The 26,443-nt window shown below is 71.7% G+C and carries 30 protein-coding genes and 1 tRNA gene; 15 read left to right on the forward strand and 16 right to left on the reverse strand.

Annotated features, from left to right (window positions below; genetic code table 11):
- Window positions 1-32 precede the first annotated feature (32 nt).
- The 3 genes from ABT014_RS18720 to ABT014_RS18730 all read left to right on the forward strand — a co-directional run bounded on the left by ABT014_RS18720 (window position 33) and on the right by ABT014_RS18730 (window position 2,055).
- Entirely contained in the window at window positions 33-827 is a 795-nt protein-coding gene (locus ABT014_RS18720; RefSeq protein ID WP_350640068.1) for a LysR substrate-binding domain-containing protein, read from the forward strand.
- 126 nt (window positions 828-953) lie between these two features.
- Window positions 954-1,400 carry a hypothetical protein gene (locus ABT014_RS18725; protein ID WP_350640069.1) on the forward strand — a complete coding sequence of 149 codons (447 nt, stop codon included), beginning with the start codon at window positions 954-956 and terminating at the stop codon, window positions 1,398-1,400.
- A 1-nt stretch (window position 1,401) separates the two neighbouring features.
- The gene (locus ABT014_RS18730; RefSeq protein WP_350640070.1) at window positions 1,402-2,055 is read left to right on the forward strand and encodes a hypothetical protein; all 654 of its coding nucleotides are present in this window, start codon (window positions 1,402-1,404) and stop codon (window positions 2,053-2,055) included.
- A gap of 69 nt (window positions 2,056-2,124) precedes the next feature.
- Here the strand turns inward: ABT014_RS18730 and ABT014_RS18735 are convergent, their stop codons facing one another.
- Window positions 2,125-2,616 carry an Lrp/AsnC family transcriptional regulator gene (locus ABT014_RS18735; RefSeq protein WP_350640071.1) on the reverse strand — a complete coding sequence of 164 codons (492 nt, stop codon included), beginning with the start codon at window positions 2,614-2,616 and terminating at the stop codon, window positions 2,125-2,127.
- 187 nt (window positions 2,617-2,803) lie between these two features.
- On the opposite strand from ABT014_RS18735, the gene ABT014_RS18740 reads away from it, so the two are divergent.
- Entirely contained in the window at window positions 2,804-4,525 is a 1,722-nt protein-coding gene (locus ABT014_RS18740; protein WP_350640072.1) for a PLP-dependent aminotransferase family protein, read from the forward strand.
- Window positions 4,526-4,547: 22 nt separating this feature from the next.
- On the opposite strand, the gene ABT014_RS18745 is transcribed toward ABT014_RS18740, so the two are convergent.
- A complete protein-coding gene (locus ABT014_RS18745) occupies window positions 4,548-5,492 on the reverse strand; it encodes an NADAR family protein (protein WP_350640073.1) in 945 nt (314 codons plus the stop codon).
- Window positions 5,493-5,515: 23 nt separating this feature from the next.
- Entirely contained in the window at window positions 5,516-5,713 is a 198-nt protein-coding gene (locus ABT014_RS18750) for a hypothetical protein (protein WP_350640074.1), read from the reverse strand.
- A gap of 344 nt (window positions 5,714-6,057) precedes the next feature.
- Here ABT014_RS18750 and ABT014_RS18755 point away from each other — a divergent pair, with 344 nt between their 5' ends.
- Window positions 6,058-6,621, forward strand: coding sequence for an HD domain-containing protein (locus tag ABT014_RS18755; protein ID WP_350640075.1), 564 nt, complete (start codon window positions 6,058-6,060; stop codon window positions 6,619-6,621).
- Here ABT014_RS18755 and ABT014_RS18760 read toward each other — a convergent pair.
- Window positions 6,609-7,076: an NUDIX hydrolase gene (locus ABT014_RS18760; RefSeq protein WP_350640076.1), complete on the reverse strand. Its 468-nt coding sequence runs from the start codon at window positions 7,074-7,076 to the stop codon at window positions 6,609-6,611. The two genes, ABT014_RS18755 and ABT014_RS18760, sit on opposite strands and share 13 nt — an antisense overlap.
- Window positions 7,063-7,833 carry a DUF5919 domain-containing protein gene (locus ABT014_RS18765; protein WP_350640077.1) on the reverse strand — a complete coding sequence of 257 codons (771 nt, stop codon included), beginning with the start codon at window positions 7,831-7,833 and terminating at the stop codon, window positions 7,063-7,065. Before ABT014_RS18765 ends, ABT014_RS18760 begins: the two co-directional genes overlap by 14 nt.
- A 96-nt stretch (window positions 7,834-7,929) precedes the next feature.
- Between ABT014_RS18765 and ABT014_RS18770 the strand changes: the two genes are divergently transcribed.
- From ABT014_RS18770 to ABT014_RS18790, 5 genes are all read left to right on the forward strand, one after another.
- Entirely contained in the window at window positions 7,930-8,622 is a 693-nt protein-coding gene (locus tag ABT014_RS18770) for an HAD family hydrolase (RefSeq protein ID WP_350640078.1), read from the forward strand.
- A gap of 108 nt (window positions 8,623-8,730) precedes the next feature.
- Window positions 8,731-9,633: a radical SAM protein gene (locus tag ABT014_RS18775; protein WP_350640079.1), complete on the forward strand. Its 903-nt coding sequence runs from the start codon at window positions 8,731-8,733 to the stop codon at window positions 9,631-9,633.
- The gene (locus ABT014_RS18780; RefSeq protein ID WP_350640080.1) at window positions 9,626-10,267 is read left to right on the forward strand and encodes a P-loop nucleotide/nucleoside kinase family protein; all 642 of its coding nucleotides are present in this window, start codon (window positions 9,626-9,628) and stop codon (window positions 10,265-10,267) included. The genes ABT014_RS18775 and ABT014_RS18780 overlap by 8 nt, the downstream gene beginning before the upstream one ends.
- Window positions 10,185-10,844, forward strand: coding sequence for a class I SAM-dependent methyltransferase (locus ABT014_RS18785; RefSeq protein WP_350640081.1), 660 nt, complete (start codon window positions 10,185-10,187; stop codon window positions 10,842-10,844). The genes ABT014_RS18780 and ABT014_RS18785 overlap by 83 nt, the downstream gene beginning before the upstream one ends.
- Window positions 10,845-10,858: 14 nt before the next feature.
- Window positions 10,859-11,470 carry a class IV adenylate cyclase gene (locus tag ABT014_RS18790; protein WP_350640082.1) on the forward strand — a complete coding sequence of 204 codons (612 nt, stop codon included), beginning with the start codon at window positions 10,859-10,861 and terminating at the stop codon, window positions 11,468-11,470.
- A 509-nt stretch (window positions 11,471-11,979) separates the two neighbouring features.
- On the opposite strand, the gene ABT014_RS18795 is transcribed toward ABT014_RS18790, so the two are convergent.
- A complete protein-coding gene (locus ABT014_RS18795) occupies window positions 11,980-12,213 on the reverse strand; it encodes a hypothetical protein (protein WP_350640083.1) in 234 nt (77 codons plus the stop codon).
- On the opposite strand from ABT014_RS18795, the gene ABT014_RS18800 reads away from it, so the two are divergent.
- Window positions 12,118-12,723 carry a tyrosine-type recombinase/integrase gene (locus ABT014_RS18800; protein WP_502895018.1) on the forward strand — a complete coding sequence of 202 codons (606 nt, stop codon included), beginning with the start codon at window positions 12,118-12,120 and terminating at the stop codon, window positions 12,721-12,723. The genes ABT014_RS18795 and ABT014_RS18800 overlap by 96 nt on opposite strands.
- Before the next feature lie 49 nt (window positions 12,724-12,772).
- Here ABT014_RS18800 and ABT014_RS18805 read toward each other — a convergent pair.
- Window positions 12,773-12,846, reverse strand: a tRNA-Thr gene (locus ABT014_RS18805).
- A 303-nt stretch (window positions 12,847-13,149) separates the two neighbouring features.
- On the opposite strand from ABT014_RS18805, the gene ABT014_RS18810 reads away from it, so the two are divergent.
- From ABT014_RS18810 to ABT014_RS18820, 3 genes are all read left to right on the forward strand, one after another.
- The gene (locus ABT014_RS18810; RefSeq protein ID WP_350640085.1) at window positions 13,150-14,241 is read left to right on the forward strand and encodes an ABC transporter ATP-binding protein; all 1,092 of its coding nucleotides are present in this window, start codon (window positions 13,150-13,152) and stop codon (window positions 14,239-14,241) included.
- 268 nt (window positions 14,242-14,509) lie between these two features.
- Entirely contained in the window at window positions 14,510-14,947 is a 438-nt protein-coding gene (locus ABT014_RS18815; protein ID WP_350640086.1) for a hypothetical protein, read from the forward strand.
- Window positions 14,948-15,012: 65 nt separating this feature from the next.
- Complete coding sequence (locus tag ABT014_RS18820) at window positions 15,013-15,849, forward strand: nucleotidyltransferase family protein (protein WP_350640087.1); 837 nt, start codon at window positions 15,013-15,015, stop codon at window positions 15,847-15,849.
- Between the two features lie 167 nt (window positions 15,850-16,016).
- Here the strand turns inward: ABT014_RS18820 and ABT014_RS18825 are convergent, their stop codons facing one another.
- From ABT014_RS18825 to ABT014_RS18855, 7 genes are all read right to left on the reverse strand, one after another.
- A complete protein-coding gene (locus tag ABT014_RS18825; protein ID WP_350640088.1) occupies window positions 16,017-17,576 on the reverse strand; it encodes a DoxX family membrane protein in 1,560 nt (519 codons plus the stop codon).
- 218 nt (window positions 17,577-17,794) lie between these two features.
- Window positions 17,795-18,805 (reverse strand): 23S rRNA (guanosine(2251)-2'-O)-methyltransferase RlmB, encoded by a 1,011-nt coding sequence (gene rlmB / locus ABT014_RS18830; RefSeq protein WP_350640089.1) that lies wholly within the window; start codon window positions 18,803-18,805, stop codon window positions 17,795-17,797.
- An 85-nt stretch (window positions 18,806-18,890) separates the two neighbouring features.
- Window positions 18,891-20,285 (reverse strand): cysteine--tRNA ligase, encoded by a 1,395-nt coding sequence (gene cysS / locus ABT014_RS18835; protein WP_350640090.1) that lies wholly within the window; start codon window positions 20,283-20,285, stop codon window positions 18,891-18,893.
- Between the two features lie 216 nt (window positions 20,286-20,501).
- On the reverse strand, window positions 20,502-20,894 hold the full coding sequence (locus tag ABT014_RS18840; RefSeq protein WP_350640091.1) for a PPOX class F420-dependent oxidoreductase: 393 nt from the start codon (window positions 20,892-20,894) through the stop codon (window positions 20,502-20,504).
- A gap of 97 nt (window positions 20,895-20,991) precedes the next feature.
- Window positions 20,992-21,528, reverse strand: a complete 537-nt coding sequence (ispF, locus tag ABT014_RS18845) for a 2-C-methyl-D-erythritol 2,4-cyclodiphosphate synthase (protein ID WP_350640092.1) — start codon at window positions 21,526-21,528, stop codon at window positions 20,992-20,994.
- A complete protein-coding gene (gene ispD / locus ABT014_RS18850) occupies window positions 21,518-22,240 on the reverse strand; it encodes a 2-C-methyl-D-erythritol 4-phosphate cytidylyltransferase (RefSeq protein ID WP_502895019.1) in 723 nt (240 codons plus the stop codon). Before ispD ends, ispF begins: the two co-directional genes overlap by 11 nt.
- A gap of 247 nt (window positions 22,241-22,487) precedes the next feature.
- Window positions 22,488-22,970 carry a CarD family transcriptional regulator gene (locus ABT014_RS18855; RefSeq protein ID WP_014136563.1) on the reverse strand — a complete coding sequence of 161 codons (483 nt, stop codon included), beginning with the start codon at window positions 22,968-22,970 and terminating at the stop codon, window positions 22,488-22,490.
- Between the two features lie 447 nt (window positions 22,971-23,417).
- Between ABT014_RS18855 and ABT014_RS18860 the strand changes: the two genes are divergently transcribed.
- A complete protein-coding gene (locus ABT014_RS18860) occupies window positions 23,418-24,110 on the forward strand; it encodes a DUF461 domain-containing protein (protein WP_350640093.1) in 693 nt (230 codons plus the stop codon).
- A gap of 70 nt (window positions 24,111-24,180) precedes the next feature.
- Here ABT014_RS18860 and phoP read toward each other — a convergent pair whose 3' ends face one another.
- Together phoP and ABT014_RS18870 are read right to left on the reverse strand one after the other, a co-directional pair.
- Window positions 24,181-24,876 (reverse strand): two-component system response regulator PhoP, encoded by a 696-nt coding sequence (phoP, locus tag ABT014_RS18865; RefSeq protein WP_350640094.1) that lies wholly within the window; start codon window positions 24,874-24,876, stop codon window positions 24,181-24,183.
- Entirely contained in the window at window positions 24,873-26,159 is a 1,287-nt protein-coding gene (locus ABT014_RS18870) for a sensor histidine kinase (protein ID WP_350640095.1), read from the reverse strand. The genes phoP and ABT014_RS18870 overlap by 4 nt, the downstream gene beginning before the upstream one ends.
- Window positions 26,160-26,443: the final 284 nt, after the last annotated feature.

Genomic DNA, 26,443 nt, shown 5'->3' on the forward strand with positions numbered 1-26,443 from the left:
CCGCCCCCGACCACGGCGGGTAACCTGGCGGGGTGACTGGCTCGGATGCAACCCCTTCGTTCCGGCTCGCCTACGTCCCCGGGGTGACTCCCACCAAGTGGGTGCGGATCTGGAACGAGCGGCTGCCCGACGTCCCGCTGACCCTCGTCGCGGTGACCGCCGGCGAGGCCTTCGGCCTGCTGCGCGACGGCGGGGCCGACGCCGGCTTCGTCCGGCTCCCGGTCGACGGCGCGGACCTCAGCGCCATCCCGCTGTACACCGAGACGACGGTGGTGGTGGTCCCCAAGGACCACGTGGTGGCGGCGGTGGACGAGGTGTCCGTCGAGGATCTCGCCGACGAGCTGGTGCTGCACCCGCTGGACGACACCCTCGGCTGGGAGCGCCCGCCCGGGCAGCCCGCCAAGGAGCGCCCGGCGACCACCGGCGACGCCGTCGAGCTGGTGGCGGCCGGCATCGGCGTGCTGGTCGTCCCGCAGTCGCTCGCCCGGCTGCACCACCGCAAGGACCTCACCTACCGGCCGCTCACCGGCGCCCCCGGGTCCCGGGTCGCGCTGGCCTGGCCGCAGGAGCTGACCACCGATCTGGTGGAGCACTTCATCGGCATCGTGCGCGGCCGGACCGTGAACAGTTCCCGGACCACCGCCCCGGACCCCGCGGCCAAGGTCCAGCCGACCGCCAAGGCCAAGGCGAAGGCGCAGGCCAAGCGGACCGACGCAGGCGGCACGGCGCGCAAGCCCACCGCCGGCAAGCCCGGCGGCCGCAACCCGCGCTCCGGTGCCGGGACCGCCAAGCCCGCCAAGCGCGGCAAGCCCCGACGCCGTTCGTAATCGCACTCCTGCGCCCGACTCCGCCCGGAAGGTCACCACTCCGGGCTACTCTTGACGCCTGAATGACAGTCAGCTGGCGCGGGCACGATCCCGCCGGAGCAGGCGAGGGGTTGGACGGAGGGTGCGGTGCCTCATTGGCAGAGCTTCGCGTGTGGAGCCGTAGGCGGTGGGCTGATCTCCCTCCTGGCGTTCTACCGGGTCCTGCGGAGCAAGAACCAGTGGCCGTGGGCGGTGAAGAACGGCCCGACGCCCGCCATGTACGTGACGGGCGAGCTGGTCCGCATCGTCATCGGCGGCGTGGTCGCCTGGGGTCTGGCCGAGGCCGGTCCGCTCGGTGCCCTGGGCGCCCTGATGGCGGGGGCCGGTGCGCCGGCGATCCTCGACACCTGGCAGCGCACCGGCCCGCAGGCACCCGCCCGGTCCCCGCGGGCTCCCCGCGCTCCCCGTGCTCCCCGTGCTCCCCGGCAGGCGTCCCCGGCGTCCCCCCGGGCGGTCCGGGAGACCGGGCCGGCGGCCGAGCCGGCGGCCCTCGAAGGCGTGTCGGCCTCTACAGCGTCCGAAGGCGGTGGGTGAGATGACTACCAAGTTCTCCGATGTCCTGAGCAGGGGCGGCCCCGACGGCGGGGCCGGACCCGAAGAGGGGTGGTCGATGCCGCGCGAGTCGCTGGCCGGCCGCTTCCTCGACTCCCTCACCCACAGCGGCCCCGGATACTGTCCGGCCTCGGCGCAGGAGCTCGCCGACCACGCCGCGGCGGGCCGGCAGGCCAAGGCCGAGCTGGTCGAGTTCCTGCGCACCTCGGTCGGGAAGGTCGTCGCCATCCGGGAGTCGATGGCGGCCCTGGAGTCGGCCGGCGCCGGCCAGCGCGACCTGCGGCGCGCGGAGGCGGAGCACGCCCTGCGGGAGTTCCTGGAGTTCTTCCACGCGCAGTGGCCGGACACCCTGCAGGCGGTGCGCGAGACGCTCGGCCCGCTCGACCTGCGCTCCCGCCACCTCATCTCCCGGCTGGCCCGGGCCCAGCGCAAGGCCGTGGACCAGGTCACCGACCTGGCCGACGAGCTCGCCCGGCAGGGGCGCCGGCCGAGCAGCGGTCCCTTCCAGGCGGCCCAGGCGGCCGGCCGCAGCGCGGTCGGGCAGGGCGCGGCCGTCGCCGCGGACCGGGTGAACCGCTCGCTGACCCACCTGCTCGACTCGGCCGCGCGGTCGGCGTACGGGCACCGGGCGGCCTGAACGGGCGGCCTGTCGGGTGGCCTGTCGGGTGGCGCGCCGGCCCTCGGTCGGCCCGGCGCGCCGCCGACCTCAGGCGTCCGGCAGCAGGTGCTGGCGCCCGGCGATCTGCTCGAAGATCAGGTTGGTCCGGGTCTGCGCCACCGCCGGGTGGGTGGTGAGGTGCTCCACCACGAAGTCGCGCAGCGCGACCGGGTGTTCCACGGCCACGTGCAGCAGGTAGTCGTCCGAGCCGGCCATGTGGAACACCGCCAGGACGCCCGGCATGTCCGGCGCGGTGGCCCGGAAGCTCTCGTTCTGCTCCCGGGTGTGCGCGCGGAGCCGGACCGAGATCATCGCCTGCAGCGGCAGCCCGATCGCGCCCGGCGCGATCTCCGCCCGGAAGGCCCGGATCACGCCGCGCTCGCGCAGTGACCTGACCCGGGCCAGGCAGGTCGAGGGGGCGATGCCGACCGCCTCGGCGAGCGCGTTGTTGGGCGTACGGGCGTTGTCGGCGAGGATCCGCAGGATCGCCCGGTCGACCTCGTCCAGGGGCATCCGCGCGGGCGGAGAAAAGTTCGGCACGGGTCCCAGGGTCACCCCTCGTACCGACGATTCGCAAGATTTTCCGACGTGATTCGAAATCTTCTTCGGATCACCTTCCTCCCGGGCGTCACAGGTTCCATCCTGGCGGTCGATCGGATCGGCTCCCGCCACCCCACCGGCCCCGCCGGCTGGGTCGTCCGACCCAGCGACCCGGGAGTGCTGCGCCGTGAGCCCCACCGACACCCTGACCGTGCCCGCCGGCCACGACGAGGCCGTACGGCTGCGCGTCCAGCTCCCCGCGCAGTCGGCGCCCGCCGCACCGCACCGCTCGGCCGACCCGGCCGAGGAGCCGGACGCCGCCGACTTCGCGCTGCCCACCGGCGGGCTGGGCAACGAGCAGCGGCTGCGCGCCCTCGACCGGCTGGACGGCTACCTCACCCGCAAGCGCCGGCACCTGCTCGGCTACCAGGCGACCCAGGAGATGGGCGGCTGCTCGATCGACCTCGGCCGCTTCATGCAGCACAACATCAACAACCTCGGCGACCCGTTCCAGAGCGGCGGGTACAAGCCGAACACCAAGGTGGTCGAGCGCGCGGTGCTCGACTACTACGCCGCGCTGTGGAACGCCGAGCGGCCGTACGACGTGGACGACCCGGAGTCGTACTGGGGCTACGTGCTGTCCATGGGCTCGACCGAGGGCAACATGTACGCGCTCTGGAACGCCCGGGACTACCTGAGCGGCAAGGCGCTGATCGGCTCGTCCACGGACCCGTCCGGGGCCGGGCGGTACCTGCGGGCACCGGACGCCCCGAGCAACCCCAACGCGCACCGCCCGGTGGCGTTCTACTCCGAGGACACCCACTACTCGTTCGCCAAGGCGGTCCGGGTGCTGGGCGTTGAGACCTTCCACGCGGTGGGCTCCGAGCGCTACCCGGGCGAGTGCCCGCTCGGCGGCCCGGCCAGGTCCGGCGAGTGGCCCGTGGAGGTCCCGTCCCGCCCCGGGCCCTCGGGGCTCTCCTGGGACGGCACCGGCGAGATCGACGTCGACGCGCTCGCGGTCCTGGTGGAGTTCTTCGCCGCCAAGGGTCACCCGATCTTCATCAGCCTCAACCTGGGCAGCACCTTCAAGGGCGCCCACGACGACGTCCGGGAGGTCTGCGAGCGCCTGCTGCCGGTGTTCGAGCGGTACGGGCTGGTGCAGCGGGAGGTGGCCTACGGCAAGGACCCGGTCACCGGCGAGCCGCTGACCGACCGGCGCCGGGGGTTCTGGATCCACGTGGACGGCGCGCTCGGCGCCGGGTACGCACCCTTCATGCGGATGGCCACCGCGGACCCGGCGGCCTACGGCTGGGAACCGGCCGCCCGCATGCCGGAGTTCGACTTCGGCATCAACCTGCCGACCGCCGCCCACGGCGACGTCGACATGGTGTCCTCGATCGCGATGAGCGGCCACAAGTGGCCCGGTGCGCCGTGGCCGTGCGGCATCTACATGACCAAGGTGAAGTACCAGATCGCGCCGCCGTCCCAGCCCGAGTACATCGGGGCGCCCGACACCACCTTCGCCGGCTCGCGCAACGGGTTCTCGCCGCTGGTGCTCTGGGACCACCTGTCCCGGCACTCCTACCAGGACCAGGTGGACCGGATCCGCCGCGCCCAGGACCTCGGCGCCTACCTGGAGGACGGGCTGCGGCGGCTGGAGCGGGAGCACGGCGTGGAGCTGTGGCCGGCCCGCACGCCGGGCGCCATCACGGTGCGGTTCCGCAAGCCCAGCCCCGAGCTGGTGGCGAAGTGGTCGCTGTCCTCGCAGGACGTGCTGCCCGACCCGGGCGACGAGTCCACCCGGCGCGGGTACGTGCACGTCTTCCTGATGTCCTCGGTCGACCGGCTCAAGCTGGACGCCCTGCTGGAGGACCTCGCCCACGACCCCGTCATCCTCGGCCGGCACTGACCCCCCGCGCGGACCGGACGGCTCAGCCGAGCAGGCCGTAGCGCTCCGCGGACAGCTCCGCCCGGACCAGCTCCAGCAGGCGGCCCATCCAGTTGCGGCCCTCCTTGCCGTGCTGGCCCCAGAACCGCGGGGAGTCGCCGTCCGAGTAGCGGAGCGCGGCGTCACCGGTGCCCAGCAGCACCTCGGCCAGCTCGGGGTGCTGGGCGAACTTGGCGCGCAGCAGGCGGGCCATGACGGCGGTGCGGGCCTGCTCCCAGCCGGGCCGACGGGGTGCCTGCTCGGCGGCCCGGCGGGCGGCGTAGCCCGTCCCGGCGGCCCGGATCGCGGCCCGGTGGTCCTCGTCGGCGGTGGACAGCGCCCAGTAGGCGTGGCCGACGGTCGGGTACGGCACGCCGTCCAGCAGCACGGGCGCCGGGTAGTCGTTGCGCAGCACCAGCAGGCCGGCCTCGGCGGGCGTGCCCTTCGGGTGGTGGACGTGCGGCAGCTCGATCGCGGTGCCGCGCGGCTCGTCCGGACCATCGGCGGGGACCCGGCTCTTCCGGCGCCCGATCGCCTTACTGCGCTCCTCGAAGTAGTCGAGCGCCTCCCGGTGCATCGACTCGGTGACCACCCGCTCGGAACCGTGCATCGTCCCGCCGAGGCCGGCCACCAGCACCTTCAGCGGCCAGTCCTTGCGGTCCATGTCCCCGAGCGCGTAGTGACGGAAGTGCTCGGGGATCGCCAGGTAGGCGTCGCGCAGCGCGGCACGCCCCTCCTCGCTCGGCCCGACGAGGTACGTCTCCGCCACGGCCGGGCACCGACCCGTCGAGTCCGGCCGGCCGTTGAGCCGGTCGATCTCGTCCCGCACCTCGCCGAGCAGCAACTCCGGCGTCAGCCACGACTGCGCGTCGGCGAAGGTCCACCTCCCGACGTGAAAGCAGGACGCCTGCTGAGCGCCCCTGACGCGCCAGAGGTCTGGTCGTGGCACCACCATGAGGCGGTTGTCCGGGATCACCCACTGGCGGTCGAGGATCGATAGCCCACGCGCACGGGCTTCACGAGTGAGCGGTCTTCCTGCGCCAGCGTCACCTTCCCGCGACCCTCGATGTCTGGCAGTGCATCCACGACTGTGTCCAGGCCCCGGTCCCGGGCCTCTCCGAACATCTCACGCCGATCTTCCTCGTCCGTCGAGTCGACATGCTCGGGCATCCGAGCTCCCCCAATGAACCTGCATCGTACATATGTTGACGATTACTCAGAAAGGTAGGCGCTTCTTGATCTCCAGCAAGAGCGTGAACGGCAAACCCCCATGGCGGAGTGGACACGACTCGATTCGCGACGCCGGGCAGAGCATCCTGACTGCCTCCTTGGGGGAAGCCCGCGTGCAGACCTGCTCGCTCCCTCGACCAGATCGCGCCAGGGTGCATCGATCACGGCATCCCTGACACTCGTCCGTGCAGTCGTGCGAGTCCACGGGAATGACGAACGCACCAACGACGCCGGCGCAACGTCCCGGTGGATTGCGCCAGATTCCGCCGGGCATACACCGGAGCATGAGAGAAGGATTGGGCCAGTGGGCGTGGCGTGTTGCCGAAGCAGAGCTGGCCATGGCGCTCCCGCGGCGGTGGGCGCACTCGCAGGGTGTGGTGGAGCACGCGGCCGACCTTGTGCACGTGCTGGGTGAGGATGCGGTGCTTCTCCGCTCGGCCGCTGTGCTGCACGATGTCGGGTACGCACCAAGGCTGGCAGTGACATCATTCCATCCGCTCGATGGCGCCCGGTTCCTTCGTGACGTCCATGGAGCGGATGATCGGCTGGTGCGGCTGGTGGCGAATCACTCGTTCGCGTTGCTGGAGGCTGAGGAGCGCGGGCTGCGCGACGTGCTGGAGGCGGAGTTCCCACTGCTGGAAGATCAGCGGCTGGTGGATGCACTGGTGTACTGCGACATGACGACGACGCCCGACGGGGCCCGAACGACGGCCGACGAGCGGGTTGCGGAGATCGTGGGCCGCTACGGGGCGGACAGCGTGGTGGGGCGGTTCATCCGTCGGGCGTCGCCGGAGATCTTCGCGGCGGTGGCGCGGGTGGAGGCGACGCTGGCGGCTCAGCCGAGGTAGGGGTAGGTGCCGGCGAGGTAGTCGCCGATCTGCTGGCGCATGCTGGCGTGGATGTCGTACTGGTCGAGGTCGGCGGGCTGGATCCAGCAGACGCCGTCGGCTTCGTCGTTGACGGTCGGCTCACCGCCGGTGGGGCGGCCGATGTAGGTGTTCTCGTACTGCTGGCGGACCTCGCCGTCGGTGTACGCGACAATGTGGCGCGGGTTGGTGTAGACGCCGAGGAAGCCAGTGATCTCGGCGGTGATGCCGGTCTCCTCCAGGCATTCACGGACGGCGCACTCGGCGGCGGTCTCGCCGATGTCCTGTGCGCCGCCGGGCAGGGCCCACTGGCCTGTGTCGCGGCGGCGCTGGAGCAGGATGGCGCCGCTCTCGTCGACGACAAGCAGGTTGCTGGCGGGGATGAGGGTGTTGGCCTTGGGAGCGGCGGGGTCGTTGTAGAACTCAGTCCTGCCCATGCGTGATGGTCCCCTCCAAGTCGGACGTCCATGGGCATGCAGTGCCCCAGACGGCGTCGAAGCTCTGAGCGTAGTTGTCGAACCAGCCGGTGGTGTCGACTCTCTGGAGGTGGAGCAGAGGGTTGGCGCTGGCCGGCTGACCCCAGACGTGCGGGTTGATCAGAAGGTTGTCGTCGTAGCGGAAGAGCGAGTTGTACAGCGTCGTGTCGTGAAGGCGTACCTCGCAGCCAGCCACGGTGAGCAGGCTGCGGTAGTAGGTAAGGGAGGCGCGGATCTTGGCGGCGAGGGCATCGCCGATGCCTTCCTCGCGGCCCCGGAGCGAGACTGCCTGGCCGTTCGGGTTGCCGAAGCACAGCCGAACGCGGACGCCATCGGCGGCGCGCTCGGCGAGCATGCGCGCGACGTGCGGATTCGACTGCGCGAAGAACGTCCCGGAGAAGACGAGCACCTCGATGCGGGCCTCGGCCTCCTGCAGAAGGGTCAGCCACGTCTCTCTGGGGACGCTGGCCCGGTTGGGGTAGGTGCCGATGAGTTCGGCACCTGTGGCGGCCGTCCGGTTGGTCCTGGGCTGCAGGGCCGGCCAGAGGAAGGTCTCTTCCACTCGTAGGTGCTGGGCGGCCGTGAAGCGGTGCCGTGGATGGGGCACGCGGCCGCCGAGCCAGCGGCCTACGGTTTTGGGGTCCACCTCGCACGCGGCGGCGAGCGACTCGGGTGAGAGGCCGCGCTGGGCGAGTACGGAGCGAAGTCGCTCGTTCACGGAGGCTATACAAGCCGAGGCGGGCGGTGGCCCGCAAGGACGTTGCGGGACGTTTCGCTGGTGCTGACGGTGCGACAGGATGCTTACGCTGGCGATATGCCGCTCATCATCCTGTGGGACATCGACCACACTCTCATCGACAACGCCGGGGTGAGCAAGGAGATCTACGCCGCCGCGTTCAAAGCTCTCGCGGGCCGGGCACCGACAGTAGCGGCGGCAACGGAGGGCCGGACGGATCGGCTGATCATGCAGGACATGTTCCTCCGCAACAGTCTTCCTATGCCAGGCTGGGACAGCGTCGAGGGTGCTCTGCAGGCGGCGGGCGCCGCACGGTTCGAGGAGTTGGCGCGGCGGGGAGCGGTGCTGCCGGGCGTACGCGAGGCGCTCAAGGCCGCCTCGGAACGGGTCGGTTGGGTGTCCTCGGTTCTGACCGGCAACATCGCTGCTAACGCCCGAGTGAAGCTGGGGGCGTTCGGTCTCGACACACTCGTGGACCTGTCCGTCGGGGCCTACGGCGCGGACGCCGTGGAGCGACCTGATCTGGTGGCCGTCGCCCGCGAGCGGGTCAGGGCTCAGCGTTGCCTTCCCGGTGGTACCCCTGTTGTCCTGGTCGGTGACACCCCTAGGGACGTCGAAGCAGCCCTCGTCTCCGGCTCTGAGGTCATTGCGGTCTCCACAGGCGTCCACACCTCGGCCGAGCTGTCTGCCGCCGGCGCGGTAGAGGTGCTGCCCGACCTCTCGGACACACCTGGTCTTCTGGCCCGGCTGGAGGCGTTCGTTTCGCACTGAAAACGTCCCAGGACGTCCTCGAACTGTCCCGGTAAGCGGTGACGGTGTCCTGGTCCTCGGGGCCAGCATCAAGGTCTCCAATCAGCCTTGAGGCCAGGGGAGGCCGACGTGATCGAGGACGTGACCGGGATCCAGCGGATCCGGATGCTGTATCTGCAGCTGCTCTACCGCTGCAACTTCGAGTGCCTGTTCTGCTTCCACGGCGAGCGGCTCAAGCACGCCGACGCCTTCACCGCCGACGAGGCGATCAGCCTGATGACCCTGATGCGGGAGAAGTACGGCACCGACGCCGTCACCCTTCTCGGTGGCGAACCCTTTGTCTACAAGGACCTACCGCAGGTCGTCCGCCACGCCAAGCAGGAGCTGGGCCTTCAGGTCGAGATCTGCACCAATGGCTACCGCATCGAGCGTCGCCTCACCGAGATCGCTCCCTACCTGGACGTCCTGCGCGTCTCTCTGGAGGGCGTCGGCGCGACCAACGACCGCCTCCGCAAGCTCGGCAGTTACCAGGGCGCGCTCAGCGCTCTCGATCTCGCACGGGAACTCGGGGTCGCCACGGGCGCGACCATGACGGTCAACGCCCGCAACATCGACGATGTGCTGCCGCTCGCCCGCACCCTCCAGGACTTCGGCGCCCAGCAGTTGAAGCTGCACTGCCTGCGTCCGGTCGGCCACGCCGCTGACCATCCCGAGCTGATCGTCACGGACCCCGGCGCCTACGCCCGCTTGCGCGAATCCCTCCAGGCCGCGGACCTCGCCATCGAGGTGATCGTGGACGAGGACCTCTCCGCCGACGGCGCCCCGGAGATCTGCGCTCCCGTCGGCGGTCCGCGCGAGATCGAGCGGATCGAGTCCGACCCTCGGGGCGCGCTCACCATGTCCTGCAAGGCCGTCGGCAAGGACTCCCACGCCTTCTGGTACGACAAGGCCACCGGCCACATCGTCCACCGGCCCAGCGCCACCGACGAGCTCACCCTCGCGGTGCCCGACGTGGTGTACGCCCGTGTCTGACCGCCCACTGTTCGAGAGCCTCGAAGGGCTGCGCGGGACCGGCAAGTCGACCGTCGCACCGATGCTCGCCGCCGCCCGCGAGGCCGTACTCGTCCCCACCGTGCCGGACTTCTACCAGCCTCTGCGGCGCGAGGTCGACAAGCGGGAGAACGTCGAGGCCCGGATGTGTTTCTACCTCTCCGCGCTGTTCACCGCCGCCGACCAGATACAGCGCTGCCTCGACGCCGGCATCCCAGTCGTCGTGGAGAGCTACTTCGCCCGATGCCTGGCCAACCACCAGGCTTTGGGCTCCAGGCTGGGCGTCGCACTCCCGGCCGACCTGCCGCAGCCCGTGACCTACCAACTGGTGTGTGCGGAGGACGAGCGCCGACGGCGGCTCGCCGCGCGTGACAAGCCGCTCTCCCGCTGGGACGCCCTCGGCGAGAAGAGCTCCGCGCTCATCACCGATGCCTACGCCGAGTTCCCCATGCAGCCGGTCGACACCACCGGCCTCGCGCCGCACCAGGTCGTTCAGGCCATCCTCGCCACCGACACGGAAGGAGCTCACCGCCGTGCAGACAGAGAGCCTGTGGGAGCACACCCTCACCTTCTTCCCCCAGTACCTCGCCGCGCTCAAGGAGCACGTCTCCCCTGACGCGACGATCGCGGTCGTCGGTGCGAGCGACGGGAAGTTCGTCCTGCCGCTCGCTGCTGCCGGCTACCGCGTCATCGCCATCGAACGTGACCCGTTCGCGCTGCACGGTGGCCAGGTCCACCTTCCGGGTGACGTCAACGCCCATGCTCTGGGCCTGGCCGACCGCCTCAAGCTCGAAGAGCTCTACGACCGGGTGCAGGTCATCGAGGAGGACTTCCTCAACTCCGATCCCCTCAGCGCCGTCTGCGACGCCGTCTGGACGAGCTGTTCGTGGCACTACAGTGCCAACCACCACCGTCCGCTGGCCGAATTCATCGCCCGCATGCGGCTCCTCGTCCGCCCAGGCGGCCTGTTCGGCGCGGAGTTCATGATGCCCGTCGAGGCTCGCCACCAGCTCGTCGAGCACTACACGTCTCCCGAGAAGCTCATCCGCCTCTTCCCCACGGTCTGGCAGGTCCTGCTGACCCTCCGGACCGGCGAGTTCACCGAGCGAGCCCATGTCGGCCAGCTCCAGGACCACACCCACCGTATGGGCCTGATGGTCGCAGCGCTCACGCCCAGCCCCTCCAACACCTGAAAGAGGAAGCCCACATGAAGCACGAGTACGAGGCGAAGTTCCTGTCCGTCGATGTCGCCGGTCTCCAGGCGAAGCTGGTGGAGCTCGGCGCCGTCCAGGCATTCCCCCGAACCCTGCTCACCCGCAAGATCTTCGAGAATGACGCCTTGGACACCAGCCAGTGGGTCCGCCTCCGCGACGAGGGCATCCGCTCAACCCTGACACTCAAGCAGGTCACCGACGCCAGCAGCATCAACGGGACCACCGAGATCGAGACCGAGGTCACCGACCTGCACGCCATGGCCGAGATCCTCCGCAGTCTCGGCCTGCGCGAGGTCCGCTACCAGGAGAACTACCGCGAGGAGTGGCGCCTGGGCGAGGTCGCCTTCGACTTCGACACCTGGCCCGACCTCTCCACCTTCGTGGAGATCGAGGGGCCCGATGAGGCCTCCGTCCGCCAAGCCGCCGCACTGCTCGAACTCGACTACTCCGAAGCCCGGTTCGGCAGCGTCGACGAGATCTACAAGAGCGAGGCCGGCCGCGACATCCTCGCCGAGCCCACCCTCCTGTTCGCCGACGCCGAGAAGGACGGCATCGGCACGACCATCGGTGGCCGCTCGACCGACGTGGCCGCCCAGGACCACTGAGCCTGGGAGCTGAGCTGTGCTTACGGAACTGGCACTGCCCCCTGTGGTGCTTCCCGGAATCGCCGAGTTCGCCCGTGGGGGCCGGCCCGCCCCGGCAGCCACGAACGACGGCAATCAGTGGGTCGACGGCTTCTGCTGGCTCTACTGCGGCCAGCAGTGGACACGCGTCCTGTGGATCGGACCGGCACACGTGGCTGGTGCCCAAGCACCGATGTACGCGTGCGGGCCCTGTATCAAGGAGCTGCAGGAGCGCGTCTGGCGATCGATACTCCTCAACGACGAGCCAGCCCTGCCTCAGCAGCCTGCTGACCCCGCTGCCGTCGATCTGCCTGCCGGGCGACAAGCCGGGCGCCATCGGGGCCGGGGCAAGCTCCTACGCCGCAGCTGATCTTGCAGGCGTAGCTCGATGCCGCACCCCCCTGCCCGATTGACGCATGGCCGCCCACCCAACCCATGTGCGGGCGGCCATGCGTCAATCGGGCAGGAGTCTCCTGGCAAACCCGCCTCGGTCAGGCGACCTCGAAACCGTGGCGAACGCCGTCGAACCTGCCTGCCTTCAGGTCCTGGTCGGTGATCCACAACAAGACGTTGACCACCTCACCCCGGGACACCTCCAGGCCACCTGACTCGACCTGCAGCAACGGCCGATGGCCGAGAGGTCTCGTGGTGCCGGTGTCACACCAGCGGAGCAGGCGCTGCTGCGGCTGAGGAAGGGCCTCGCGGAGGTCGTTGGAGAGGTCCATTATCGCGATGAGACCGACGCGGGCGCCCGCACCATCGCGCTGGACTCCGCCACCGTGGCCGTCCTGAAGGAGCACCGCCTCCAGCAGCACGCCGACCGCGAGAAGTGGGGTGCCGCCTGGGTCGAGAACGGCCGGGTCTTCACCAAGGAGAACGGCGAGTGGCTACACCCCATGTCCGTGACCGACCGGTTTCGCGAGCTGTACGAGGAGGCCGGTCTCCCGCCGCTCCGCCTGCACGACCTCCGGCACGGCGCGGCGAGCCTCGCTCACGCAGCCGGAGCGGACCTCCACACGATCAAGGAGATGCTCGGCCGCTCCTCGATCGGCATCACCTCGGACACCTACACGACCCTGCTCCCCCAGGTCGACCGGGCCATCGCAGAGGCGTCAGCCCGCCTCGTTCCGCGGGCCGTGAAACCACGCAAGGATGCCCAGTCCGCCACCGACACCAAGGCGATCACGCCATCCGCTCACGCAAACGGCCTCGGACCAGGAGTCCGAGGCCGGTGATCAAGCCCCCAGAAGGCCAAAGCTGCAGCTCATCCAGGGTGAAAAGAAGAGCCTCCTGTCGGATTCGAACCGACGACCTACGCTTTACAAGAGCGGTGCTCTGGCCAGCTGAGCTAAGGAGGCACGGTGACCGTCCGCGGCGGACCACGGCGGCACCAGGGGCAGTGTACCGGGAGGGGGCGACAGTCGCCGGGGGATACCGGGGGTGGGCGGCGGTTTGGGGGATGTGTCCCGGTTGTGATCGGACCGATGCCGAAATCGCCCGCCTCCGGGGGCTGACAAGCGGATGAACGGGCGGGTACGGTCGCCAGGAGTCGGCTCTCATCCGTGGTCCAGACCACTACGACGGTGAGGGCGGGCGCACGACAATCCAGCCCTTTACTCGGATCGTCCGGCACGTTCCTGCCGGTGAAGGAGAGCACAGCCATGGCTTCTGTCACGTTCGACAAGGCGACCCGCCTCTACCCGGGCGGCACCAAGCCCGCCGTCGACGCCCTGGAACTGCACGTCGAGGACGGCGAGTTCCTCGTCCTCGTCGGCCCCTCCGGCTGCGGCAAGTCCACCAGCCTCCGCATGCTGGCCGGCCTGGAGGACGTCAACGGCGGCGCCATCCGGATCGGCGAGCGCGACGTGACGCACCTGCCGCCGAAGGACCGGGACATCGCGATGGTGTTCCAGAACTACGCGCTCTACCCGCACATGACCGTCGCGGACAACATGGGCTTCGCGCTCAAGATCGCCGGCGTCAACAAGGCCGAGATCCGCACCAAGGTCGAGGAGGCGGCGAAGATCCTCGACCTCACCGACTACCTGGACCGCAAGCCGAAGGCGCTCTCCGGCGGCCAGCGCCAGCGTGTCGCGATGGGCCGGGCGATCGTCCGCCAGCCGCAGGTATTCCTGATGGACGAGCCGCTGTCCAACCTGGACGCCAAGCTCCGCGTCTCCACCCGCACCCAGATCGCCGGCCTGCAGCGCCGCCTGGGCATCACCACGGTCTACGTCACCCACGACCAGACCGAGGCCATGACCATGGGCGACCGCGTCGCGGTCCTGAAGGACGGTCTGCTGCAGCAGGTCGACACCCCGCGCAACATGTACGACCGCCCGGCCAACCTCTTCGTGGCCGGCTTCATCGGCTCGCCCGCGATGAACCTGGTCGAGGTCCCGCTGGTCGACGGCGGCGTGAAGTTCGGCGGCTCGGTCATCAACATCTCCCGCGAGGACCTGGCCGGCGCCGGCACCGACAAGAACGTCACCGTCGGCATCCGCCCCGAGCACTTCGAGATCGTCCCCGCGGGCGGCATCGAGGGCGTCGCGGTCACCGTGAACGTGGTCGAGGAGCTCGGCGCCGACGGCTTCGTCTACGGCACCACCAAGGTGGCCGGCGAGGACAAGGACATCGTCGTGCGCGTGCACGGCCGCCAGATCCCGGCCAAGGGCGAGACCATCAACGTGGTCCCGAACGGCGGCGAGCCGCACGTCTTCTCCACCAGCACGGGCGCCCGCCTCAGCAACTGAAGCAACTGAAGCAGCTGAACCGGCCGACGCGGCCCAAGCCGCCGAAGCCGCCGAAGCGGCCGAAGCGGCCGAGCACCAGCGCCACCCGAGCCCCGGCCCGACCCGTTCGCGGGCGGCCGGGGCTCGGTCGTACCCCGGCGCCCGTACCCCCGGGAACACCCGTCCGGGCCGCCCGCGTCAACACGATGACGGAACGAAACGGGACACGCTTCACTCATTGGTGTAACGGAGCGCGCCGACCCGGCCACCCACCGCTACGCTCCTGTGCGTGAAACAGCTCGTTCGCCGCATCGGCCAGACCGTCGCCCTCACCCTGCCGGTCGTCCTGGTGACCACCGGCACGCTCGCCGTGACCCGGGTCCCCTGGGCGCCACCGACCGGGCTCGACCAGCAGGTGGTCGCGGCCTCCAGCGGTGACGGCACCATCGGGCGCACCGCCACCGCCCCCAGCTCCCAGGGCCTGGCCCCGCAGGACGCGCTCCGCGTCGACCTGCTGGAGGAGCTGCGCAACCACAACCCGGGCACCGCGCTCGACCTGCTGGAGCGCACCATGCGGGAGAAGCCCTCGCTGACGCCGTACTGCAGCAGCCTCTCGGCCGACCTCGGCCGCGCCGCCGTCCGCAAGTACCAGGGCGACGTCCAGCGCGCGCGTTCCTTCGCCCGCCCGGTCTGCGACGGCTCGTTCGCGGCCGGCGTGGTGGGCTGAGGCCCGCCCGTCCCGACCGCCGTCCACCGTAGGGTCCGCCTCCGCGCGGACCCTATTGTGTCCGCATGACAGCAGAACCGACGCGCCCCGACCCACTCGCAGCCGCCGTCGCCCAGCCCGTCTCACCCACGCCCGCACACCCTGCCGCGCACCCGGCCGCACCCGCAGCCCCGCACCCCGCGACGCAGACCGTCACACAGGCCGTGATCCTCGCCGGCGGCCAGGGTTCCCGGCTCCGCCCGTACACCGACGACCGTCCGAAGCCGCTGGTCGAGATCCCCGGGACGGGCATCCCGATCGTCGGGCACCAGCTGGCCTGGCTGGCCTCGGAGGGCGTGACGGACGCGGTGATCTCCTGCGGTCACCTCGCCGAGGTGCTGGAGGACTGGCTGGCCAAGGCCGACCTGCCGCTGAACGTCCGGACCGTGGTGGAGAACGAGCCGCTCGGCCGCGGCGGCGGCCTGAAGTACGCCTCCCGCGCGCTCCCCCGCCCGGACGAGGCCTGGTACGCCACCAACGGCGACATCTGGACCAGGTTCAGCCTGCGCGACATGGCCGCCTTCCACCACGAGCGGGACGCCCTGGCCACCCTCGCGCTGGCCCGGCCGCGGATCCCCTGGGGCGCGGTGGAGACCGACCAGTTCGGCAACGTGCTGGACTTCATCGAGGCCCCGCCCTCGCCGTTCCTGATCAACGCCGGCCTGTACGTCTTCGCCCCCGGCTTCCGCGAGCTGCTCCCCGAGGTCGGCGACCACGAGCGCACCACCTTCCCCCAACTCGCCCGCGCCAAGCGGCTGGCCGGCTACCAGCTGCCGCAGGGCGTCTACTGGCGGGCCATCGACACCGCGAAGGACCTCACCGAGGCCGCCAAGGAGCTGGCCGCGGCCCGCGGCGACGGCTGATCCGAGACGGGCCCGCCCCCGCCGACGCCGCACACGCGCCCGCACGGCACCGCCGAGCAGACACGCGCCCGCACGACGACGTACCCCCTGCCCGTCAAATCCGGCAGGGGGTACGTCCGTTGCTCACCGGGCGCCGGTGGCGGCGGGTCCACCGCCACCGGTCGCCGTCAGACCAGCTGCTCCCCCGTCCGCGGCTCCTGCGCCTGCCGCTCCAGCCCGAGCTTGGGCAGCTCGACCGGCCCGCTGCCGAGCACCCCGCCGATCAGCCCGGGGGAGGTCGGCGTGGTGCTCCGGGGGCTGCTGCTCCCGGGGGCCGATCCGCCGCCGCCACCGCCCTGTCCGGAGCTGCCGCCCCCGGTCGCCGGGCGCGTGCTGCTGGCCCCGGAGGACGGCTTGGCCTTGCCGCTGCTCTTGCCCGGAGCGGGCGAGGAGGGCGGCGGCGAACTCGCCGGCCGGGACGGGGTGGGCGAGGGGCTGTGGCTGGGCGAGGGCGGCGCGGAGGGGCTGTTCCCGGGCCACATCGGCGAACCGAAGTCGGTCGGCGGCTTGACCGGCGCCTGCTCGGTGCGGCCGGTGCGCACGGCGGCGCCCAGCATCGACCCGGTCAGCAGGGTCAGCCCGACCACCACCGCGGTGACCACCGCGCCGCGCCGCAGCACCCGGCGCCGCAGCGCCTCGGGCGCCCCGGAGCCGTACCGGCGCCAGGCGTTGAGCGCGATCCGGCCGTCCAGCGAGCCGAACGGCGCGCCGGCGAACAGCAGCGGGCTCCAGGCCGCCAGGAAGATCAGGTCGGGAGCGTCGTAGACCGGGACGGCCCGCCAGCTCACGGTGAACAGCAGCGCCGCGGAGAGCAGCATGGCCGCGCCGGCGGCCAGCCGCTGCCACAGGCCCAGGATGGTCAGCACGCCGACCACGATCTCCGTGAAGGCGACCGCCAGGCCGGAGCCCACCGGGTGCGCCATCGCGAAGTCGAGCAGCGGGGTGGCGACCTTCCACGGGTGCAGCGCGGAGAGCCAGCGCATCATCGAGCCGCGGTCGCCGCCGTCGAAGTACACCGGGTCGCAGAGCTTGCTGAAGCCGGCGTAGACCGACAGCGAGCCGAGCACCGCGCGCAGCGGCAGCAGGACCAGGCCGAGGTCGACCCGGCGGCCCGGGTCGCGCAGGTGCTTGGCCTCGGCGGCGGTGGCGGCCGAGACCTCCGGCAGCTCCCCGTACGGGGCCCAGCCGGGCTGCTCGGACGGCGGCGCGGCGGCGCGGCCCCCGCCGCTCGACCCGGGCGAGCCGGGCTGCCGGGGGACCGCCTGGCCGTACTGCTGGATCTGCGGGAGCCGCTGGGTGTCGTCGCCGGCCGGCGCACCGGCCGGGGCGGGGACGGTGTTGAGCCGGACGGCCTCCAGCAGCTGGGTGGCGGCGAGGTCGCCGGGGGCGGCCTGGCCGCTCCAGGTGACGGCCGTGACCCGGCCCTTGCGCCGCGGGGCGCCGCCGCCGATGCCGGCCATCGCCGGCACCTCGGTGCTCGGCAGGACCACCTGCGGGGTGACCGTCGGGCGGGTGCCGAGGCCCGCCGCGCGGTAGGAGTTCCCGTACGGGTTGCCGCCGCTGCGCATGCCGTACGGGTCGCCGAAGGCGGCGCCCGCGGGGGCGTCGATCAGCGGATCCACCGGGGTGACCAGCCTGACCCGGAAGCTGGCCTGGGTGCTGCTGAGCTTCGCCGGGTCGGACGGCACCTTGACCGTGTTGAGGGCGGGCCCGGAGTCTATTCCCGCCGGGCCGCCCTGCCCGGGGCGCCGAGGTGTTCTGGTGTCCACACCCCTCTAACCGGGTGACGGGCGCTTAGGACACTCTCCCGGGTGGATTCCGGGCCCCGCTTTGAAATGATCATGAGAAAACCGACCGGGCCCGAAAGGACCCGGTCGGTTCAGCTCACAACTGCTGTCGCAGACGGTCAGGCGGACGCGGTCGAGCCGCCCTTGGCCCGCAGCCGCGCGGCCTCGTAGAGCACGATGCCCGCGGCGACACCGGCGTTCAGCGACTCGGTGGCGCCCGGCATCGGGATCCGGACCCGGATGTCGCAGGTCTCGGCGACCAGCCGGGACAGGCCCTTGCCCTCGGAGCCGGCCACGACCACCACGGGGCCGCTGAGCAGCTCCAGGTCGCCGATCTCGGCCTCGCCGTCGGCCGCCAGGCCGACCACCATCAGGCCGGCCTTCTGGTAGGCCTCCAGCGCCCGGGTGAGGTTGGTGGCCCGGGCCACGGGCAGCCGGGCGGCCGCACCGGAGGAGGTCTTCCAGGCACCGGCGGTCATACCGGCCGCGCGGCGCTCGGGGATGACCACGCCGTGCGCGCCGAAGGCGGCCGCGGAACGGACCACGGCGCCCAGGTTGCGGGAGTCGGTGACCCCGTCCAGCGCCATGATCAGCGCCGGCTCGCCGTTGTCGGTGGCGTCCACGAGCAGGTCGTCCGGGTGCGCGTACTCGTACGGCGGGACCTGGAGCACCAGGCCCTGGTGGTTGAGCCCGCCGGTCATCTGGTCCAGCTGCGGGCGCGGGGCCTCCATCAGCGGCACGCCGCGGTCGTTGGCGGCCTGGAAGGCCTCGCGGACCCGGTCGTCGGTCTCGATGAACTGCATGACGTAGAGCGCGGTGGCGGGCACCCCGCCCTTCAGGGCCTCGACCACCGAGTTGCGGCCGACCACCAGCTCGGCCGCGCCGGCGCCGCCGCGGCCGCCGCGGGCGCCCGCACCGGCCCGGCGCATGCCGGCCCGGGACTTGGCGTCGCGCTCGCGCTTGAGGGCCGCGTTGGCGGCGCGCTGCTTCGGGTGACCCTTGCGGGCCTCGCCGGGCGGGGTCGGGCCCTTGCCCTGGAGCGCCTTCCGGCTGTGGCCGCCGGTACCGACACTCGCGCCCTTCTTGGAAGTGGGATTGCGGCGGTTCCTGCGCTGGCTGTTGCCGGCCATGGCTGTACTTCCTGTCTCTTCTGCGTCATACGGGAGGCCGCACCGGCGAACGGTGCGGCCGGCCCTCACCCCGACGGGTACGGGGTTACTGGTTGTTGATGGTCCAGCGCGAGCCGGACGGGGTGTCCTCGATCGCCAGACCGGCCCGGGTGAGCTGGTCCCGGATGGCGTCCGAGGTGGCGAAGTCCTTGCGGGCGCGGGCCGCCTGGCGCTGCTCCAGCACCAGCTGGACCAGCGAGTCGACCACGCCGTGCAGGTCGTCACCCCGGTCCGTGCCGGCCCAGTGCTCGTCGAGCGGGTCCAGACCCAGTACACCGAGCATCGCACGGACCTCGGCGAGCCGCGCCACCGCGCTCTCCTTGTCGCCCGCCGCGAGCGCGCTGTTGCCCTGCCGCACGGCGGTGTGCACCACGGCCAGCGCCTGCGGGACGCCCAGGTCGTCGTCCATCGCCTCGGCGAAGGCCAACGGCACCTCGGGGGCGGCGTCCACCGGGCCGCTGCCCTCGACCACCCGCTGGACGAAGCCCTCGATCCGGGCGAAGGCGGTCTCGGCCTCGCGGATCGACTCCTCGCTGTACTCGATCATCGAGCGGTAGTGCGGGCCGGCCAGGTAGTAGCGGAGCACGATCGGCCGCCAGCGCTGCACCATCTCGGAGATCAGCACCGAGTTGCCGAGCGACTTGCTCATCTTCTCGCCGGCCATGGTCACCCAGGCGTTGTGCACCCAGAAGTTGGCGAAGTCGTCGCCGAACGCCTTGGACTGGGCGATCTCGTTCTCGTGGTGCGGGAAGATCAGGTCGATCCCGCCGCCGTGGATGTCGAAGGCCCGGCCCAGGTACTTGTGCGCCATCGCCGAGCACTCCAGGTGCCAGCCCGGGCGCCCGCGGCCCCAGGGGGTCTCCCAGCTGGGCTCACCCTCCTTGGCCCGCTTCCACATCGCGAAGTCGCGCGGGTCGCGCTTGCCGGTCTCCCCCGCGCCCGCCGGCTGCAGCAGGTTCTCCAGCTCCTGGTTGGAGAGCTCCAGGTAGTCCGGGTAGGTGGTGACGGCGAAGTAGACGTTGCCCTCGGACTCGTACGCGTGCCCCTTCTCGATGAGCGTCCGCATCATCTCGATCATCTCGGGGACGTGCCCGGTCGCCCGCGGCTCCACCGACGGCGGCAGGCAGCCGAGCGCCTCGTAACCGTCGTTGAAGGCACGCTCGTTGGTGTAGGCGATCTCCCACCACGGGGTGCCGAGCTCGCGCTCCTTGGCGATCACCTTGTCGTCGATGTCGGTGACGTTGCGCACGAACGTGACCTGGTAGCCGCGGTAGCCGAACCAACGGCGCATCACGTCGAAGTTGAGGTTGGACCGGATGTGTCCGATGTGCGGGGCAGCCTGGACGGTCGCGCCGCACAGGTACATGGAGACACAGCCCGGTACAAGCGGGACGAAGTCGCGTACCTGGCGGGTGTTGGTGTCGTACAGGCGAAGGCTCACAGCGTCAAGCGTAGTGGGCGGTGGGGGGTGCCTCGCCACCTTTCCCGGCGCGCTGCCGGCCGGGCGGTCAAACCGCCAGGTCAACGGCGTCCCCCCGGCGTCCGGTACGGCTGCGCGGGCCGGCGCCGCCCGGTCCCGGGCCCCGCGGACGCCGGAAGGGGCGCCGCCGGCCGGAGTCCCCGCCGGCGACACCCCTTCCGGTCACGCCCGGGCGGCTCAGATGTTGCCGACCACCTTGCGCGGGGCCAGCCGCACCACCACCCGGACGTCGTCCGGCCCGTCGAACCCGTAGTCCTCGCCCCGGTACTTGCGGGACAGCTCGTCGATCAGCTCCCGGCCGCCCTCGGTGGTCATCACGACCTCCCCGCGCACCTCCGCGTACGTGTAGGGGTGCGCCGGCGGGTTGACCACCAGGCTGATCCGGGCGTCGCGGACCATGTTGAGGTGCTTGCGGCGGCCCTGGACGGTCGAGAACACGATCTCGTCGCCGTCCCGCTTGACCCAGACCACCGAGGACTGCGGACTGCCGTCGGGCTGGAGGGTCGAGACCACCGCGAACGTCTTGTCGTCGAGCAGTTCCTTCAGCCGGTCGGGGAGTGCGGCACCCATCTGGACCTCTTCTCAGTGGACGAGCGGACTGGTACGGCCAAGCTACCCACCCGCCCACGGCCCGGGCGGCCGGACACTCGCCAACCGCCGGATCGGCTCAACCCGCCCGGTACACCAGGGCGGTGGCCAGTGCGGCCAGCCCCTCGGCCCGGCCGGTCAGGCCGAGGCCGTCGGTGGTCGTGCCGGAGACCGAGACCGGCGCGCCGACGGCGGCCGAGAGCACGGCCTGCGCCTCCGCCCGGCGCTTGCCGATCTTCGGCCGGACCCCGATCACCTGGATCGCCACGTTGCCGATCTCGAAGCCGGCGGCGCGCACGATCCGGGCCGCCTCGGCCAGCAGGGTCACCCCCGCGGCGCCGGCCCACTGCGGCCGGTCGGTGCCGAAGTGCGCGCCCAGGTCACCCAGGCCCGCGGCGGAGAACAGCGCGTCGCAGGCCGCGTGCGCGGCGACGTCGGCGTCCGAGTGGCCGGCCAGGCCGTCCCCGGCGTCCGGCCAGTCCAGCCCGGCCACCCGCAGCGGGCGGCCGGCCTCGAAGGCGTGCACGTCGGTGCCGATGCCGACCAGCGGGATCACCGGCGCGGCCGCCGGGGCGGTGGTGGGTTCGATCGTGGGTTCGGTCGGCTCAGAAGCCATCGGAGGCCCTCCTGCGGGCGAGTACGGCCTCGGCGAGCACCAGGTCCAGCGGGCGGGTGACCTTGAAGGCCTCCTCGTGGCCCGGGACCACGACCACCCGGCCGCCGAACCGTTCCACCAGCCCGGCGTCGTCGGTGACCGGCGGCAGGCCGCCCCCGGCCTCCTCGGCCAGCGCCTTCTCGTGCACCTCGTGCAGGGTCGCCCGCAGGAAGCCCTGCGGGGTCTGCACGGCGCGCAGACTCGCGCGGTCCGGGGTGTCCAGCACCGGCTCGGGGCCACCGGCCGGCTGCGGCTCGACCCGCTTGACGGTGTCGGCCAGCGGGACGGCGGGCACCACGGCCTCGGCGCCGGCCCGAACGGCGGCGGCCACCGCGTCCACCACCTCGACCGGCACCAGCGGGCGGGCGGCGTCGTGCACCAGCACCACCGCGGTGTCGGCCGGGATGGCCGCGAGGCCGAGCCGGACCGACTCCTGCCGGGTGGCGCCGCCGGCGACCACCCGGACGTCCTTGCCGTCCAGGCCGTGGCTGTCCAGCAGCGCGACGACCTCGGGGACGCCGTCGGCCGGGGCCGCGACCACCACCAGGCCGACCGCACGGCTGCGGGCCAGCGCCCGCACCGCGTGCACCAGCAGCGGTACGCCGCCGAGTTCCCGCAGGGCCTTGGGGGCTCCGGGGCCCAGCCGCTCGCCCCGTCCCGCGGCCGGGACCACCGCCGCCGCGAGTTGTGCTGTGGCGTTCAGGTTTCGCTCCTCCGTCGCAGTGGGTATGGCCCTGCCGTGCGCATCGGGCGCTCGGCACGACCCCCTTCCGGCTGCACGTTAGTGGACCACCGCCCGCAGTGGTGGCCGTCCGCGGACACGCCGAAGCGCCCGAGGTGCTGCTGCACCACCCTGGACGACTGCGCGTCCCTGGTGGCACACCCGCATCGGGCGCCGTGGCGTACGGAGCTGGACCGCCTTACGAGGCGAGCACCTCGTCGAGCAGCGTCTCCGCCTTGTCCTCGTTGGTGTTCTCGGCCAGCGCCAGCTCGCTGACCAGAATCTGCCGGGCCTTGGCGAGCATTCGCTTCTCGCCGGCCGACAGGCCGCGCTCGCGCTCGCGGCGCCACAGGTCGCGGACGACCTCGGCGACCTTGATGACATCGCCCGAGGCCAGCTTCTCGAGGTTCGCCTTGTAGCGGCGGGACCAGTTCGTGGGCTCCTCGGTGTACGGTGCACGAAGCACCTCGAAGACCCGGTCGAGACCTTCCTGACCCACCACGTCACGCACACCGACGAACTCAGCGTTCTCGGCGGGCACGCGCAGCGTCAGGTCTCCCTGCTGCACCTTCAGCACCAGGTAGGTCTTGTCCACACCTTTGATCTGGCGAGTTTCGATGGCCTCGATCAGCGCAGCCCCGTGATGGGGGTAGACCACCGTGTCGCCAACCTTGAACGTCATGTGACAGGACCCCTTCCGTGGCTTTCCAGAATAACACGCTTTTCTGCCGACCCGAAGGGCGTTTTCGCAGGTCAGGGCGGGTCTCGGGGCTTGACAATCACCCCCATCACATGCTGCGACCGATGTTCGAGGAAGGCTTCCCGCAGGTCGGAGGCGGTCCGAGAGGTCGGCGAAACCCCTGGCAACACTCCCGAAACCATGGTTTGATCTTGAGTTTTTGCCTCCGTTCGCCACACGCCCCGGCAGTGACCTGCGCCACGTCACGGCCGGTGGCGGCCCCGGTCCGTCCGGACACGCCCGGAACCCGGCCGTCGGGGCCGGCACAGGACCGGTGCGCGACACGGGGCCACCCCGTGAGAACCGGATAACTGCGGTGGGTAGTCTGAGCGCTGACCACCAACCGTGATCCACATCCACCGTGATCTCACCCAAGGAGAAGTCGCCGCCGTGAGCCGGAGCCTTCGACGCGGCGCCATCGCCGCCCTCGTCCTCGCCGCGATCGTCCCGCTGTCGGCCTGCGCCGCCGGGAACTCCCCGGACACCCTGGAGGTCAAGCCGGACAACGCGTCCACCTCGCTGGGCGACAACCTCCGGCTGAACAACATCGTGGTGGTGACCGAGGACAGCGCCTCCGGCGAGGCCGCCGGTCCGGCGAACGTCACGGTCAACATCAGCAACAGCGGCAGCACGCCCGAGACGCTGAAGTCGATCACCGTCGGCGAGGGCTCGACCGCGACCTTCACCGACGCCAAGGGCGCCCCGATCAAGGAGATCGTCATCCCGGCCGGCGCCGCGGTGCTGCTCGGCGGCCCGGAGCAACCGGTCGCCCACGTGGCCTCGGCCAAGGTGAACGTCGGCGGGTTCGCCGCGACCTCGTTCGTGTTCGGCTCGGCCGGCCAGGTCGCCTCGCCGGCCGCCGTGCTGCCGGCCCGCGGCCAGTACGCGGCCTTCGGCCCGAAGGCGGAGAGCGCGCCCTCGACCGCCGCCTCGCCGTCCGCCCCGGTCTCGCCGTCCGCGCCCGTGACCGGCTCCCCCTCGGCCACCGGCTCGCCGTCCGCCCCGGTCTCGCCCTCCGCCCCGGTCTCCGGCGCGGCGAGCCCCTCCGGCTCGGTCTCCGGCAGCCCGATCGCCGGCCACTGAGGCACCCCGAACGCCCGAGAGGGCCCCTGCTCGGCAGGGGCCCTCTCGTGTGTGCCGGACCGGCAGCGGTTTACGGCTCGAACTTGTAGCCCAGGCCACGGACGGTGACCAGGTAGCGGGGCGCGCCCGGGTCGGGCTCGATCTTCGCCCGCAGCCGCTTGACGTGCACGTCCAGCGTCTTGGTGTCACCGACGTAGTCGGCGCCCCAGACCCGGTCGATCAGCTGCATCCGGGTGAGCACCCGGCCGGCGTTGCGCAGCAGCATCTCCAGCAGGTCGAACTCCTTGAGCGGGAGGTCGACCTTGGCGCCGTCCACGGTCACCACGTGGCGGTCCACGTCCATCCGGACCGGGCCGGCCTCGAGCGCGCCGGGGGTGGCGCCGCCGCCCCCGCCGTCGCCGTCCTCACCGCGGCGGCGCAGCACCGCGCGGATCCGGGCGACCAGCTCGCGGGTGGAGTAGGGCTTGGTCACGTAGTCGTCGGCCCCTATCTCCAGGCCGACGACCTTGTCGATCTCGCTGTCCTTGGCGGTGACCATGATCACCGGGACGTTGGAGCGGACCCGCAGCTGGCGGCAGACCTCGGTGCCGGGCAGGCCGGGGAGCATCAGGTCGAGCAGCACCAGGTCGGCGCCGTTGCGCTCGAACTGCTCCAGCGCGTCGGGGCCGGTGGCGGCCACGGCCACCTCGAAGCCCTCCTTGCGGAGCATGTACGAGAGGGCGTCGCTGAACGACTCCTCGTCCTCGACCACCAGTACTCGGGTCACGATCGGGCCTCCGGGGCAGGAAGGGTGTTCGACGCGGTCGCGTCGGAACGGGTTGGGGAAGCAGTGGTGGTGCGGTCCGGGGCCTGGCCGGCCGGGAGCCGCAGGGTGAAGGTCGAGCCCTGGCCCTCGACGCTCCAGACCGACACGGTGCCGCGGTGCGAGGCGGCGACGTGCTTGACGATCGAGAGGCCCAGACCGGTACCCCCGGTGGCCCGGGAGCGGGCGGGATCGACCCGGTAGAAGCGTTCGAAGATCCGCTCGCGGTCCTTCTCCGAGATCCCGATGCCCTGGTCGGTCACCGAGATCTCGATCAGCTCGCCGTCCGCCTCGCCGAGGGCGGCCGCACTGGAGATGCGGCGGGTGGCGATGGCGACGCGGGTGCGCGGCGGGCTGTAGTTGACGGCGTTCTCGACCAGGTTGCCGAGGGCCGCGGCCAGCTGGCCGCGGTTGCCGTCGAGGTAGAGGTCGCCGGTGCCGCCGGCGGCGATCAGGATCTGCTTGGCGGCGGCCGGCTGGCGGCAGCGGTCGATCGCCTCGGCGATCAGCTCGTCCACCGGCACGGGTTCGGGGTCGGGCAGCAGGCGGTCGTCCTGGACCCGGGAGAGGTCGATGATCTCCTGGACCAGGCTGGCCAGCCGGGTCGCCTCGACCTGCATCCGGCCGGCGAACCGCTGGACCGCCTCGGGGTCGTCCGAGGCGTCGGCGACGGCCTCGGAGAGCAGCGAGAGCGCGCCCACCGGGGTCTTCAGCTCGTGCGAGACGTTGGCCACGAAGTCGCGGCGGATCGCCTCGATCCTCCGGCGGTCGGTCAGGTCCTCGACCAGCACCAGGACCAGCCGGGAGCCGAGCGGGGCGACCCGGACCGAGACCGCCAGCGGTTCGGCGGCGCGCGCCGCGCCGGGGCGGGGCACCTCCAGCTCGACCTGGCGGATCTCGCCGTCCCGGCGGGTCGCGCGGGCCAGCGCCAGCATCTGGTCGACGGCCATCGCGCCGCCTCTGACCAGGCCCATGGCGTAGGCGGCGGAGCTGGCCTTGACCACCTCGTCGCCCTCGCCGAGCACGATCGCGCAGGAGCGGAGCACCGAGAGCACGGTGTCCACGCCCGGCGGCAGGCCGGGTTCCTGAACGAGCGGTCCGCCCGTAGCTGTCCTGTTGCCGGCCCTGCCGCTCCTGCTGCCCTTCGCCTGCTCGCGCTCACTCCAACGGAAGGCGATGGCGGCCGTGAGGCCGACGCCGAGCCCGGCTATGGCGCAGGCTGCGGCGGCGGCCACATTCACGTCCATACGGCCAGCGTAAGCGCATGGGCGGCGGCTCCCGTACGGGTGCGATCAAGGCATCGGCCTCACGTTGCCGAGAATTCACCTTCACGCTGCCGCCGATTCACCAGTCCGGCCGTGGGTGGTCGCCCGAACGGACCAGTCTGGCTGATGCAAGCCCGTGTGGGCGGTGACGCGGCTACCATTCGCGCCACCAGCAGCGGCCATCCCGGCGCAGAGGGGACCTGCGCTCCGGGACGTCCGGTCGGCACCGCCACCGACACAGCTACTGATGGACCGAACGACCCGGC

The organism is Kitasatospora sp. NPDC094015 (genome assembly GCF_040304075.1).
Lineage (GTDB): Bacteria > Actinomycetota > Actinomycetes > Streptomycetales > Streptomycetaceae > Kitasatospora.

Bases quoted from the DNA above. Each gene is read 5' to 3' on its own strand.
- ABT014_RS18730 (WP_350640070.1), top strand. From the start codon at position 1,402: ATGACTACCAAGTTCTCCGATGTCCTGAGCAGGGGCGGCCCCGACGGC.
- ABT014_RS18750 (WP_350640074.1), bottom strand. From the start codon at position 5,713: ATGCCCGAGCATGTCGACTCGACGGACGAGGAAGATCGGCGTGAGATG.
- ABT014_RS18755 (WP_350640075.1), top strand. From the start codon at position 6,058: ATGAGAGAAGGATTGGGCCAGTGGGCGTGGCGTGTTGCCGAAGCAGAG.
- ABT014_RS18760 (WP_350640076.1), bottom strand. From the start codon at position 7,076: ATGGGCAGGACTGAGTTCTACAACGACCCCGCCGCTCCCAAGGCCAAC.
- ABT014_RS18770 (WP_350640078.1), top strand. From the start codon at position 7,930: ATGCCGCTCATCATCCTGTGGGACATCGACCACACTCTCATCGACAAC.
- ABT014_RS18790 (WP_350640082.1), top strand. From the start codon at position 10,859: ATGAAGCACGAGTACGAGGCGAAGTTCCTGTCCGTCGATGTCGCCGGT.
- ABT014_RS18800 (WP_502895018.1), top strand. From the start codon at position 12,118: ATGGCCGAGAGGTCTCGTGGTGCCGGTGTCACACCAGCGGAGCAGGCG.
- ABT014_RS18795 (WP_350640083.1), bottom strand. From the start codon at position 12,213: ATGGACCTCTCCAACGACCTCCGCGAGGCCCTTCCTCAGCCGCAGCAG.
- ABT014_RS18810 (WP_350640085.1), top strand. From the start codon at position 13,150: ATGGCTTCTGTCACGTTCGACAAGGCGACCCGCCTCTACCCGGGCGGC.
- ABT014_RS18820 (WP_350640087.1), top strand. From the start codon at position 15,013: ATGACAGCAGAACCGACGCGCCCCGACCCACTCGCAGCCGCCGTCGCC.
- rlmB (WP_350640089.1), bottom strand. From the start codon at position 18,805: ATGGCCGGCAACAGCCAGCGCAGGAACCGCCGCAATCCCACTTCCAAG.
- ABT014_RS18840 (WP_350640091.1), bottom strand. From the start codon at position 20,894: ATGGGTGCCGCACTCCCCGACCGGCTGAAGGAACTGCTCGACGACAAG.
- ispF (WP_350640092.1), bottom strand. From the start codon at position 21,528: ATGGCTTCTGAGCCGACCGAACCCACGATCGAACCCACCACCGCCCCG.
- ABT014_RS18855 (WP_014136563.1), bottom strand. From the start codon at position 22,970: ATGACGTTCAAGGTTGGCGACACGGTGGTCTACCCCCATCACGGGGCT.
- ABT014_RS18870 (WP_350640095.1), bottom strand. From the start codon at position 26,159: ATGGACGTGAATGTGGCCGCCGCCGCAGCCTGCGCCATAGCCGGGCTC.